This is a genomic window from Pinisolibacter sp. DMC100, from assembly GCF_056313705.1.
In genome coordinates this window covers 79,932-92,674 of sequence record NZ_JBQUZT010000006.1, presented here as the reverse complement: position 1 = coordinate 92,674, position 12,743 = coordinate 79,932, and the positions used below count along the sequence as shown (strand labels likewise).

General features: G+C 68.7%; 12 protein-coding genes. 11 read left to right on the top strand and 1 reads right to left on the bottom strand.

Annotated elements, in window-relative coordinates:
- The 9 genes from ACT541_RS17810 (at position 1) to ACT541_RS17770 (ending at position 7,984) form a co-directional block, all read left to right on the top strand.
- Positions 1 to 1,065 carry a lipoate--protein ligase family protein gene (locus ACT541_RS17810; RefSeq protein WP_476138446.1) on the top strand — a complete coding sequence of 355 codons (1,065 nt, stop codon included), beginning with the start codon at positions 1 to 3 and terminating at the stop codon, positions 1,063 to 1,065.
- Between the two features lie 179 nt (positions 1,066 to 1,244).
- Positions 1,245 to 1,625 carry a DsrE family protein gene (locus ACT541_RS17805; protein WP_476138445.1) on the top strand — a complete coding sequence of 127 codons (381 nt, stop codon included), beginning with the start codon at positions 1,245 to 1,247 and terminating at the stop codon, positions 1,623 to 1,625.
- A gap of 61 nt (positions 1,626 to 1,686) precedes the next feature.
- On the top strand, positions 1,687 to 2,130 hold the full coding sequence (locus ACT541_RS17800; RefSeq protein ID WP_476138444.1) for a glycine cleavage system protein H: 444 nt from the start codon (positions 1,687 to 1,689) through the stop codon (positions 2,128 to 2,130).
- A 102-nt stretch (positions 2,131 to 2,232) separates the two neighbouring features.
- The gene (locus ACT541_RS17795) at positions 2,233 to 2,733 is read left to right on the top strand and encodes a hydrogenase maturation protease (protein ID WP_476138443.1); all 501 of its coding nucleotides are present in this window, start codon (positions 2,233 to 2,235) and stop codon (positions 2,731 to 2,733) included.
- Positions 2,730 to 3,170, top strand: a complete 441-nt coding sequence (locus tag ACT541_RS17790; protein WP_476138442.1) for a hydrogenase expression/formation C-terminal domain-containing protein — start codon at positions 2,730 to 2,732, stop codon at positions 3,168 to 3,170. Before ACT541_RS17795 ends, ACT541_RS17790 begins: the two co-directional genes overlap by 4 nt.
- A complete protein-coding gene (locus ACT541_RS17785; RefSeq protein WP_476138441.1) occupies positions 3,163 to 4,218 on the top strand; it encodes a hydrogenase small subunit in 1,056 nt (351 codons plus the stop codon). Before ACT541_RS17790 ends, ACT541_RS17785 begins: the two co-directional genes overlap by 8 nt.
- Positions 4,219 to 4,223: 5 nt before the next feature.
- A complete protein-coding gene (locus tag ACT541_RS17780; protein WP_476138440.1) occupies positions 4,224 to 4,877 on the top strand; it encodes a hypothetical protein in 654 nt (217 codons plus the stop codon).
- 82 nt (positions 4,878 to 4,959) lie between these two features.
- Positions 4,960 to 6,705 carry a nickel-dependent hydrogenase large subunit gene (locus ACT541_RS17775; RefSeq protein ID WP_476138439.1) on the top strand — a complete coding sequence of 582 codons (1,746 nt, stop codon included), beginning with the start codon at positions 4,960 to 4,962 and terminating at the stop codon, positions 6,703 to 6,705.
- Between the two features lie 19 nt (positions 6,706 to 6,724).
- Entirely contained in the window at positions 6,725 to 7,984 is a 1,260-nt protein-coding gene (locus ACT541_RS17770) for a (Fe-S)-binding protein (RefSeq protein ID WP_476138438.1), read from the top strand.
- 58 nt (positions 7,985 to 8,042) lie between these two features.
- Here ACT541_RS17770 and ACT541_RS17765 read toward each other — a convergent pair whose 3' ends face one another.
- Positions 8,043 to 8,957, bottom strand: coding sequence for a hydrogen peroxide-inducible genes activator (locus tag ACT541_RS17765; RefSeq protein WP_476138437.1), 915 nt, complete (start codon positions 8,955 to 8,957; stop codon positions 8,043 to 8,045).
- 110 nt (positions 8,958 to 9,067) lie between these two features.
- Between ACT541_RS17765 and katG the strand changes: the two genes are divergently transcribed.
- Together katG and ACT541_RS17755 are read left to right on the top strand one after the other, a co-directional pair.
- On the top strand, positions 9,068 to 11,242 hold the full coding sequence (gene katG, locus ACT541_RS17760; protein ID WP_476138436.1) for a catalase/peroxidase HPI: 2,175 nt from the start codon (positions 9,068 to 9,070) through the stop codon (positions 11,240 to 11,242).
- Positions 11,243 to 11,481: 239 nt separating this feature from the next.
- The gene (locus ACT541_RS17755) at positions 11,482 to 12,735 is read left to right on the top strand and encodes a sarcosine oxidase subunit beta family protein (RefSeq protein WP_476138435.1); all 1,254 of its coding nucleotides are present in this window, start codon (positions 11,482 to 11,484) and stop codon (positions 12,733 to 12,735) included.
- Positions 12,736 to 12,743: the final 8 nt, after the last annotated feature.

Sequence of the window (12,743 nt, the reverse complement as noted above, 5' to 3'; positions counted from 1 at the left end):
ATGGGCGTGCCCTTCGGCGTCGTCGACACGGGTCTGCGCGGCGGCCGCGCCAACATCGCCTTCGATCAGGCGCTGATCGACGCCCACCGCGCCGGCGAGATCGGCGACACCGTCCGCTTCCTGACCTTCCCGCCTTCGGCGCTGGTCGGCCGGCATCAGTCGCTGTCGCGCGAGATCCGCCTCGACTGGTGCCACGACAACGGCGTCGAGACCGTCCGCCGCATCACCGGGGGCGGCGCGCTCTACATGGACGAGGGCCAGTTCGGCCTGGAACTGGTGTTCCATCGCCGCAGCCTCGACCTGCCGAGCCTCGGCGACGTCGCCCGTGGCGTCTGCGAGGCGATCGCGCTGGGGCTGACGAGGCTCGGCGTGCCCGCCCGTTACCGGCCGCGCAACGACATCGAGGTCGACGGCCGCAAGATCTCCGGCACCGGCGGCTTCTTCGACGGCGACACGCTGTTCTACCAGGCGACGATCCTCGTCGACATGGATGCGTCACGCATGTTGAAGGCACTGAACGTGCCCGAGGCGAAGCTCGCCAAGCGCGCCCTCGACGATGCCGGCGCCCGAATCACCACGCTGCGCACGCTGCTCGGCGAAGCCCTGCCCTCGACCGCGGCGATCCGCGAGGCGCTCCTCGCAGGTCTCTCCGAACGGCTCGGCATCGACCCGACGCCGGTCGCCATCGACCCGCGCCTCGAGGCCCGCGCCGCCGCCGTCCTCGCCGAGGAGATCGGCACCGACGCCTTCGTCGCCGAGATCGACACGCCGCCGGAGGAATCCGGCCACGCGATCGCCACCGGTCCCGGCGGCACGATCGAGGCCTGGGTCCGCCGCGAGGGCGCGGCCTCCGACCGCATCCGCGAAGTGCTGATCACCGGCGACTTCTTCGTCACCCCGCCGCGCACCGTGCTCGACCTCGAAGCGGCGCTGCGCGGCACGCCCGTCGCCGAGATCGGCGAAAGAGTGGAAAGTTTCTTCGCAACCGCCGGCGTCGGGCTTCTTTCGGCGAAACCCGCCGATTTCGCGGTCGTCATCGCGGAGGCCGCCGCGAACATCGCCTGACGGAACGCAGCGTCGCCACCGAAATGGATCGAAGCTTTCCACCATCACCGGATGTCACAGCGGGGAAAAGACGGACGCCCATCCGACACGGAAGCAATAGATTAGAACATCATAATGTTACGAGATCGGGCACCGGCGCGCTTCATCCCCGGCCGCCCCCAACCTCGAGGGAGAGAGAAGTGGCCAGCAAGCTCCTGATCGTCATGTCCAACACCGACCCGCGCAACGGCGAGGAACTCGGCGCCCCCCTCTTCCAGGCCACCGTCGCCGCGGCGATGGACTACGAGGTCGAGGTCATCATGACCGCCACCTCCGGCATCCTGCTCAAGAAGGGCGTCGCCGAGAAGCTGGTGGTCAAGCCGGGCAGCCCGAAGACCGTCTACGACTTCATCAAGGACGCCCACGGCGCCGGCGTCGTCTTCAAGTCCTGCTCGCCCAACCTCGATCTCTTCGACATCACCGTCGAGGACCTGATCCCGGAATGCTCCGGCGTGGTCGGTGCCGCCTACATGCTCGAGAAGATCATGGAAGACGACGAGGTCCGCGTCCTGACCTACTGAGTTGTCCGGCGTCGCCGGGCCTCGAGGACCGGCGACCGCCCTTGCGGAGAGGTGAAATCCCATGCCCGTGGTCCGTGGCTGCAATCTTCCCGACGACCTGCTCTACGACGTCGAGAGCCATACCTGGTATCGCGAACTCGACGGCGGCAAGGTGCAGATCGGCATGACCCAGGTCGCCGTGGCGCTCGCCGGCAAGCTCGTCGCCTTCACCCCGAAGAAGGCCGGCAAGCCGATCGCCGCCGGCAAGTCCTGCGCGACGGTGGAGAGCGGCAAGTGGGTCGGCCCGGCCAAGTCCGCCGTCGGCGGCAACGTCGTCGCGGTCAACGAGGCCCTCGTCGCCACCCCGACGATCGCCAACGAAGACCCCTACGTGAAGGGCTGGATGATCGAGCTCGAGCCGGAAGGCTGGGCCGACGTCAAGGCGACGCTGACGCCCGGCACCGCGGTCTCCGACAAATACGAGGCCAAGATGGCCGCGGACGGGTTCGCCGGCTGCGCCGGCTGATCCGCCCACGCCTCCCATGACGACGATCGATGGAGCGGATCCCCGTGCGGGATCCGCGACGGGTCGTCGTGTGCCCGAAACCCGACGCGCTCGGGGGCTCTCATGCAGATCGAACCCGCCTCTCCCGACATCGTCGTCCTCGGCGTCGGCAACACGCTGCTCACCGACGACGGCGTCGGCGTCATGGTGGTGCGCGAGCTGATGGCCGAACGCGACGCCGCCCCCGCCGACCCGTCCGTGATCTTCCACGACGGCGGCACCATCGGTCTGGCGCTCTTGCCGCTGATCGAGAACCGCAAGGCGCTGATCCTGGTCGACGCCGCCGACTTCGGCGGCGCGCTCGGCGAGGTGCGCCTCTTCGAGGGCGACGACATGGACGCGCTGCTGCGCGTCAAGCGCTCGACGCCGCACGAGATCGCCGTCTCCGACCTCGTGCTGACCGCCGAACTGATCGGCACCAAGCCGGAACGCCGCGCCATGGTCGCCGTCCAGGTCGGCGACATCACCCTCGGCGCCGAACCGCAGCCGCAGGTCTTCGCCGCCGTACCCGAGGCCAAGGTCCGCGTCGCCGAACTCATCGAACGCTGGGGAGGCCAGGCATGAACGTCCACGACCCCGTCCCGGAACGCGAAGAGGCCGGCGAGACCCGCCCGATCGTCCGCGCCCTGCTCGGCGAGCTCGCGACGGCGCTTTCCCGCCTCGCCGCCGACGGCGAGGAGACGATCGTCGCCCTCGACGCGCTGACGCTCGCCGAGGCCGATCTCGCCGCCCTCGAAGAGGTGCTCGGCCGCGGCGAGGTGACGTGCGAACTCGACGTCGCCGGCCGTTCCGAAGTGGTCGAGACCGGCTTTTCCGGCGTCTGGTGGATCCGCCACTACGCCGCCGACGACCGCGTCGTCACCCGCGAACTGGCGGTGACGCGCTCGCCCGACATCCTCGCATCCCATCCCGACGACGTCGCCGCCGCCAGTCTCCGGCTCAACGGCCTCGCCGCCGCCCCGCTCCCTCTCGTCCCGGTGGAGGAACCGTCCCGTGGCTGACTTCGAAACACTCGGCGAACGACTGGCGGCTCACGGCGTCTCGCGCCGCGCCTTCGTCAAATATGCCTCCTGGCTCGGCTCCATGATGGCGCTGACGCCCGCCGCCTCCCGCGCGATGGCGGAGGGCCTCGCCAAGGCCAGACGGCAGTCGGTGATCTGGCTGTCGTTCCAGGAATGCACCGGCTGCACCGAGTCGATCACCCGCTCCTTCGGGCCGACGCTCGAGGACCTGATCTTCGACTTCATCTCGCTCGACTACCATCACACGCTGATGGCCGCCTCCGGCGAGGCGATCGAGCATGCCCGCCATCAGGCGATGGAGGCCAACAAGGGCAAGTACATCGTCGCCGTCGACGGCGCGATCCCGCTCGGCCTCGACGGCATGTACTCGGCGACCGCCGGCGAATCGAACCTCGAGACGCTGAAGGCCACCTGCAAGGACGCCTTCGCCATCATCTCGATCGGCACCTGCGCGGCCTACGGCGGCATCCCCAAGGCCAGTCCCAATCCCACCGGCGCGGTCTCGGTCGGCGACATCGTCAAGGACAAGCCGATCATCAACATCCCCGGCTGTCCGCCGATCCCAGAGGCGATGACCGGCACGATCGCCCACCTGCTCGCCTTCGGGAAGATCCCCGAACTCGATCACCTGGGCCGTCCGAAGGCCTTCTTCGGCGACAACATCCACGACCGTTGCTATCGCCGTCCCTATTACGAGCGCGGCCAGTTCGCCAAGAGCTTCGACGACGAGGGCGCGCGCAACGGCTGGTGCCTCTACGAGGTCGGCTGCAAGGGCCCGATCACCTACAACGCCTGCGCCACCACCAAGTGGAACGCCGGCGTGTCCTTCCCCATCCAGTCCGGCCACGGCTGCCTCGGCTGCTCCGAGCCCGACTTCTGGGACAAGGGCAGTTTCTACACGCCGCTCTCCGGCTCGATCGGCCCGACCGCCAAGCTGGTCGGCGGTGCCGCACTCGCCGGAGCGGTAGCCGGTGTCGCCGCCGCGGCCGTCGCCCGCAGCCGCAAGTCTTCGCTCAAGAAGGGGTGAGAACCATGGATCTGCTCGACTTCGCCCGCGGCCCCGCGATCAACGTCGCCATGGCCGTCATGGTGTTCGGCGTCCTCTGGCGCCTCTTCGCCATCCTCTTCCTCGGCAAGCCCGCCGACCGCACCGTGCCACGTCCCGGCACGCCCGGCCCCTTCATGGCCGGCCTGCGCGAGATCGGCCGGCGCATGGTGCCGCATCCGACCTTCGCCTTCGCCGAGCGCTTCGCCTTCGTCAACGGCTGGGTCTTCCACCTCGGTCTGGCGATCGTGGTCTTCGGCTTCCGCCCGCACATGCTCTTCATCAAGAACCTGACGGGCCTCTCGTGGCCGACGCTGCCTTCGGGCCTCGTCTACGTCGTCGGCGCGGTGACGGTGCTGAGCCTCGCGGCGGCTCTGGTCAAGCGCATGACCAGCCCGGTGCAGCGCTTCATCTCGAACGCCGACGACTACTTCTCGTGGTTCGTGACCCTGGCGCCGGTCGTCACCGGCCTCGTCGCGGTCGGCCACGTCGGCGCCCGCTACGAGACGCTGCTCGCCATCCACATCCTGTCGGTGGCGCTCCTGCTGATCTGGCTGCCCTTCGGCAAGCTCTTCCACGCGGTGCTGGTCTTCGTCTCGCGAGCCACCACCGGCGCCTTCCTCGCCCGCCGCGGCGTCTGAACCGAGTCTCGGGCGCCCCCGCCCGACCCCCTTCCTCGTCCCGCGCGGCACCCGCCGGGACGGCTGAACCGGAGCGCGATCCATGACGGAGCGTGTCGTCGTCGACCCCATCACCCGGATCGAGGGTCATCTTCGCATCGAAGCCGAGACCGGCGCCGACGGCGCCATCTCCAAGGCGTACTCGTCGGGCACCTCGGTGCGCGGCATCGAGATCATCCTGCAGGGCCGCGACCCGCGCGACGCCTGGGCCTATGCTCAGCGCATCTGCGGCGTCTGCACCCTGGTGCACGGTCTCGCCTCGGTGCGCGCGGTGGAGAACGCGCTCGGGTATGAAATTCCCGAGAACGCCCAACTCATCCGCAACCTCATGGTCGGCGCGCAATACGTCCACGACCATGTCATGCACTTCTACCACCTCCACGCCCTCGACTGGGTCGACGTGGTCTCCGCTCTCAAGGCCGACCCGAAGGCGACGTCCGCGCTGGCGCAGTCGATCAGCCCCTGGGCCAAGTCCTCGCCCGGCTACTTCGCCGAGACGCAGAAGCGGCTGGCGAAGTTCGTCGAGGCGGGTCAGCTCGGCATCTTCTCCAACGGCTACTGGGGCCATCCGGAATACCGGCTGCCTGCGGAAGCGAACCTGATGGCGGTCGCCCACTATCTGGAAGCGCTCGCCTGGCAGCGCGAGGTGGTGCAGGTCCACACCATCTTCGGCGGCAAGAACCCGCACCCGAACTTCCTCGTCGGCGGCGCCCCTTCGCCGATCTCCTCGGCGCCGGTCGCCGGCTCCGGCTCGGCCTCGACCGCCGTCAACGTGCTCGGCCTCGAGCATGTCCGTCAGCTGATCCAGAAGATGAAGACCTTCGTCGACGAGGTCTATGTGCCGGACACGCTGGCCATCGCCTCGTTCTACAAGGACTGGTTCGCCCGCGGCGAAGGCCTCGGCAACTTCATGACCTTCGGCGACTTCCCCGAGAAGGGCTCGGGCGATCCGTCGTCGAACCTGATCCCGGCCGGCGTCATCCTCGGCCGCGATCTCTCCAAGATCCACCCGATCGACCTCGGCGATCCGACCCAGGTGCAGGAGTTCATCGGCCATTCCTGGTACGACTACGCCGGTGGCAAGGACAAGGGCCTGCACCCGTGGGAGGGCGAGACGAAATTCGCCTACACCGGGCCGAAGGGCAGCTACAGCCATCTCGACGTCGACAAGGAATATTCCTGGCTCAAGGCCCCGCGCTGGCGCGGCCATGCCGTCGAGGTCGGCCCGCTCGCCCGCGTGCTGATGCTGCTCGCCAAGGGCCATGCCGAGACCAAGGATCTCGCGACCATGGCGCTGAAGAAGCTCGATCTTCCGGTCACCGCCATGTTCTCGACCATGGGCCGCACCGCCGCCCGCACGCTCGAGACCAAGCTGATCGCCGATCGGATGGACGGCTGGCTCGCCCAGCTCACCGCCAACATCAAGGCCGGCAATCTCGCGGTCCACAATCCCGCCAAGTGGGAGCCCTCGACCTGGCCGAAGCACGCCAAGGGCGTCGGCTACATGGAGGCGCCGCGCGGCGGTCTCGCCCATTACATCGTGATCGAGGACGGTAAGATCGCCAACTATCAGGCGGTCGTGCCCTCGACCTGGAACGCCGGCCCGCGCGACCCCTCCGGCCAGCCCGGTGCCTACGAGGCGGCGCTGATGGATCGCCATCGGATGCACGATCCCAAGCAGCCGATCGAGATCCAGCGCACCATCCATTCCTTCGATCCGTGCCTGGCCTGCGCGGTCCACGTCACCGACGCGGACGGCGAGGAACTGATGCAGATCCGCGTGAGCTGAGCCCGAGGAGACGTCTCCCATGACCGACCAAGTCAACGTCCAGGCCGCCGTCGACAAGTTCGTCGGCCTCGTCGGCCGACCGCTCGCCACCTGGGCGGAATCCTGCGTGCGCTGCGGCCTCTGCGCCGAAGCCTGCCACTTCTATCAGGCGACCAAGGACCCGAAGTACACGCCCGCCTGGAAGCTGCAGCCGATCCTCAAGGCCCACCGTTCCAAGACCGGCTTCCTCGGCCTCCTCGGCATCGCGCCGAAGGTCACCGAGGCGGATCTGACCGAGTGGGAAGAGCTGATCTTCGACACCTGCAACATGTGCGGGCGCTGCACGCTGGTCTGCCCGATGGGCATCGACATCGCCTCGATCACCGGCGCCACCCGTCAGGCGCTGGCCTCTGCCGGCATCGGCCCGGCCGACCTCTTCGCCGCAGCCGAGAACAGCCGCGATCGCGGCAGCCCGCTCGGCCTCACGCCGGAGAAGCTCGAAGACCGCCTCGAATGGCTCGCCGACGACAACGAGATCGACCTGCCGCTCGACAAGGAAGGCGCCGAGGTGCTGCTCACCGTCTCGTCGATCGAGATGATGAAGTACCCCGACAGCATCGTCTCGATGGGCAAGCTCCTGAACCATGCCGGCGTCAACTGGACCTTCTCGTCGAAGGGCTACGAGTCGACCAACTTCGGCTACCTCTCCGGCAAGGCCGACATCGCCAAGACGATGACCATGCGCATCGTCGAGGCGGCGGAGGCGCTGAAGGTGAAGACGGTGATCATTCCCGAATGCGGCCACGCCTATGGCGTGATGCGCTGGCAGGCGGCCAACGTCATCGGCCGGCCGCTGCCCTTCGAGGTGTTCCACATCACGGAATATCTCGCCAAGCTGAAGCGCGAGGGCAAGTTCGAGTTCAAGCCCTTCGACGAGCCCTGCACCTACCACGACCCCTGCCAGATCTCGCGGCGCGGCGGGGCGACGGAAGATGCCCGCTATCTGCTCGAAGGGCTGATGAGCGACTTCCGCGAGATGACGCCGACCGCCAATTCCAACTGGTGTTGCGGCGGCGGCGGCGGCGTCCAGGCGATCGCCCGTTCGGCGCCGATCCGCTACAAGGTCTTCAAGATCAAGACCGATCAGGTCGCCGAGACCGGCACGGACACCCTCGTCTCGGCCTGCGCCAACTGCCGCCTGACCATGGACGAGGCCAAGGCCGCGACCAAATGGGGCGGCAAGCTCGAGAGCATCGTCGAGATCATGGCCTCGCATCTCATCGAGAAGGACGACGACTGACCACGCCGTCCGATGCGCCCACGGGAAGCCCCGGCCGCGAGGCCGGGGCTTTCGCGTGTCAGAGGACGCCGCCCGTCTCCGTCGGCCCCCGACACCCCTCGCGCAACCCGTCCGCCAGCTCCGCATAGCGCACGCCGAGCGGGTTGGAGCGGCGCCAGATCATGCCGATCGTCCGCGTCGGCCGCGGCTCGGGCAGGCGCTGGGCGACGACGCGGGCCGACCGCGTCTCGACCGAGACCGCCATCTCCGGCACCAGCGTCACGCCGAGCCCGGCGCCGACCAGTTGCACCAGCGTCGCCAGCGTGCTGCCCTCGATGACGTCGCCCGACCGCACCGACGGCAGGCGGCAATAGGCGAGCGACTGTTCGCGGAAACAGTGCCCCTCCTCGAGCAGGAGGAGCCGCCGCCGATGCAGGTCCTCGACCGAGAGCACCGGCTCGTCGCGCTCGGCCTCGGGGCGCACCAGCATGAACTCCTCGTCGAAGAGCGGATGCTCGGTAAGCCCCGGTTCGGAGATAGGCAGGGCGAGGATCGCCGTGTCGAGCCGCCCGTCGAGGAGCTCGGCGACGAGCGTCCCGGTCACCGCCTCGCGCGGCACGACGTCGAGCGCCGGATGGCTCGCCGCCAGCGTCGCGATCAGGCGCGGCAGGAGGTAGGGCGCGATCGTCGGGATGACACCGATCCGCAGGGGCCCCGCAAGCGGCCCGCGGAAGACCCGCGCCAGATCGGCGAGATCGTCGACCGAACGCAGGATCTCCGAAGCCCGCGCGGCGAAGGCCTCGCCGAAGCGGGTCGGCCGGATCTGCCGCCCGCCGCGCTCGACCAGCGGCGCCCCGAGGATCGCCTCGAGCTCGCGGATCTGCAACGACAGGGCCGGTTGCGAAATGTTGATCGCCTCCGCCGCCCGGCCGAAGTGGCCGTGACGCAGGAGGGCCTCCATGTAACGGAGATGGCGCATTGAAATCGGGTTCATGAGTTTTTCTTATCACGGAAATAGGAAGTTCAAAATTCTCCTTATCGATGACCGGTGCTACCCCATTCACACCGCAACGAAGCCGCGACACGCGGCCGAGGGAGACGACGATGACCGGATCTGCCGAGACGCCCGCGGGCAAGTGCCCCTTCATGCACGGCGCGACCACCCGCGCCGCCGAGCCCGTCACCAAGTGGTGGCCGAACGCACTCGACCTCGACATTCTCCACCAGCACGACGGCAAGACCGACCCGATGGGCGCCGGCTTCGACTATGCGAAGGCGGTCGCCACCCTCGACGTCGCCGCGCTGAAGGCCGATCTGAAGGCGCTGATGACCGAGAGCCAGGCCTGGTGGCCGGCCGACTGGGGTCACTACGGCGGCCTGATGATCCGCATGGCCTGGCATTCGGCCGGCAGCTATCGCAGCGCCGACGGCCGCGGCGGCGGCAACACCGGCAACCAGCGCTTCGCGCCGCTGAACTCCTGGCCGGACAACGGCAATCTCGACAAGGCCCGCCGCCTGCTGTGGCCGATCAAGAAGAAGTACGGCAACAGGATCTCCTGGGCCGACCTGATGCTGCTCGCCGGCACCATGGCCTACGAGTCGATGGGCCTGCCGAGCTACGGCTTCGCCTTCGGCCGCCCCGACATCTGGCATCCCGAGAAGGACGTCTACTGGGGCGCCGAGAAGGAATGGCTGGCGCCCTCCGACGGCCGTTACGAGAACGTCGCCGATCCGGCGACCCTGGAGAACCCGCTCGCCGCGGTGCAGATGGGCCTCATCTACGTCAACCCGGAAGGCGTCAACGGCAAACCCGATCCGCTCGCCACCGCCGCGCAGGTCCGCGAGACCTTCGCCCGCATGGGCATGGACGACGAGGAGACCGTCGCCCTGACCGCCGGCGGCCACACCGTCGGCAAGGCCCACGGCAACGGCCGCGCCGAGAATCTGGGTCCCGCCCCGGAAGGCGCCGACATCGCCGAGCAGGGTCTGGGCTGGGTCAACCACACCTCCCGCGGCGTCGGTCGCGACGCCGTGACGAGCGGCCTCGAGGGCGCCTGGACGACGCACCCGACCCGTTGGGACACCGGCTATTTCGACATGCTGCTCGGCCACGAGTGGGAACTCAGGAAGAGCCCGGCCGGTGCCTGGCAGTGGGAGCCCGTGTCGATCCGCGACGAAGACCGCCCCGTCGACGTCGAGGACCCGTCGATCCGGAAGAACCCGATCATGACCGACGCCGACATGGCGATGAAGCTCGACCCGGCCTATCGCGCCATTTCCGAGCGCTTCCACGCCGACCCGGCCTATTTCTCGCAGACCTTCGCCCGCGCCTGGTTCAAGCTGACCCACCGCGACATGGGACCGAAGTCGCGCTGGATCGGCCCGGATGTTCCGGCCGAGGATCTGATCTGGCAGGACCCGATCCCCGCCGGCCCGAAGAGCTTCGACATCGGGGCTGCCAAGGCGAAGATCGTCGCCTCGGGTCTCTCGATCGCCGATCTGGTGACGACCGCCTGGGACAGCGCCCGCACCTTCCGCGGCTCCGACTTCCGCGGCGGCGCCAACGGGGCCCGCATCCGTCTCGCCCCGCAGAAGGACTGGGAGGGCAACGAGCCCGCCCGCCTCGCCAAGGTGCTGACGGTTCTGGAAGCGATCGCCCGGGACGTCGGCGCCAGCGTCGCCGACACGATCGTGCTCGCCGGCAACGTCGGCATCGAACTGGCGGCCAAGGCCGCGGGCTTCGACGTCGCGGTGCCCTTTGCCCCCGGCCGCGGCGACGCGCGCCAGGACCAGACCGATGTCGCCTCCTTCGCGGTGCTGGAGCCCGTCCACGACGGCTTCCGCAACTGGCTGAAGAAGGACTGGGCGGTGCCGGGCGAAGATCTGCTGCTCGATCGTGCCCAGCTGATGGGCCTGACCGGGCCGGAGACGACGGTGCTCGTCGGCGGTCTCCGGGTGATCGGCGCCAACCACGGCGGCAACCGCCACGGCGTCTTCACCGACCGGGTCGGCGCGTTGACGACGGACTTCTTCGTCAACCTCGTCGACATGGCCAACACCTGGGCCCCGACCGCCTCGGGCACCTACGAGATCCGCGACCGGGCGACCGGAGCGGTGAAGTGGACGGCGACCCGCGTCGATCTGGTCTTCGGCTCGAACTCGATCCTCCGGTCCTATGCCGAGGTCTACGCCCAGGACGACAACCGCGAGAAATTCGTCAAGGACTTCGTCGCCGCCTGGGTCAAGGTGATGAACGCCGATCGCTTCGACCTCCGGTGACGGCGAGACGTCGTCCCCAGCGATGCCCCGCCCGAAGGAACCGCCCGGCGCCCCCCATGCGCCGGGCGGTTTCGTTCGCACCTCGCCGCCACGACGGAACCGACACGTCATGTCGGAAAAATCCAAGCCGACGTCGCGCGCCTGCAAGCCCCGCGCAGACAAACCCGCGACACTGTCGCCGTCGCGCCCGCCCGGCCGGTCGGCACGACGTTCCGCGGTCGACGGCGAAAGAGCGAACGATGCGAAGGTTCTCCCTCTCCTCCCTGGTGGCCCAGGCCTTCGGCGCCCATCTCGGCTGGGGCGAGCAATGGCGCAAGGCCTCGCCGAAGGCGTCCTACGACGCCGTGGTGATCGGCGGCGGCGGCCATGGGCTGGCCACCGCCTACTACCTCGCCAAGGAACACGGCATCACCAATGTCGCGGTGCTCGAGAAGGGCTGGATCGGCGGCGGCAACTCGGGCCGCAACACCACGATCGTCCGCTCGAACTACCTCTACGACGAGAGCGCCGCGATCTACGAGCATTCGCTGAAGCTCTGGGAGGGCCTGTCGGCCGAGCTGAACTACAACGTGATGTTCTCCCAGCGCGGCATCCTGATGCTGGCGCATCACCACCGCGACGTCGCGAGCTTCCGCCGCCACGTCCACGCCAATCGCCTCAACGGCATCGACAACGAGTGGCTGACCCCGGAAGAGGCCAAGGCCTTCTGCCCCGAGCTCGATATCGCGCCGGGCAAGCGTTACCCCGTCCTCGGCGCCGCCCTGCAGCGGCGCGGCGGCACCGCCCGCCACGACGCCGTCAACTGGGGCTTCGCCCGCGCCGCCTCCGCTCTGGGCGTCGACATCGTCGAGAACTGCGAGGTGCTCGGCCTCGAGCGCGACGCCTTCGGCACCGTCTGCGGTCTCGTCACATCGCGCGGGTCGATCGCCACCAAGCGCGTCGGCGTCTCCGTCGCCGGCCATACCTCGCAGCTGATGAGCCTCTTCGGCGTGCGCATGCCGCTCGAGAGCCAGCCGCTCCAGGCATTGGTCTCCGAGCCGATGAAGCCGACCATGCCCTGCGTCGTCATGTCGAACGCGGTGCACGCCTACGTCTCCCAGTCCGACAAGGGCGAACTGGTGATCGGCGCCGGCACCGATCAATACGTCGGCTATTCGCAGCAGGGCGGCCTGCAGATCCCGATCCACACGCTCGACGCCATCTGCGAGCTCTTCCCGATCTTCACCCGGGTCAAGATGATGCGCTCCTGGGGCGGCATCACCGACAACACCGTCGACCGCTCGCCGATCCAGGGCCTGACGCCGATCCCCGGCCTCTACGTCAACGCCGGCTGGGGCACCGGCGGATTCAAGGCGACGCCGGGCTCGGGCAACCTCTTCGCCCACTGTGTCGCCAAGGGCGAACCCCACCCGATCTCCCGCCCCTTCTCGCTCGATCGGTTCGTCACCGGCCGACTGATCGACGAAGCCGCCGCCGCCGCGGTCGCGCACTGAGGACCCCG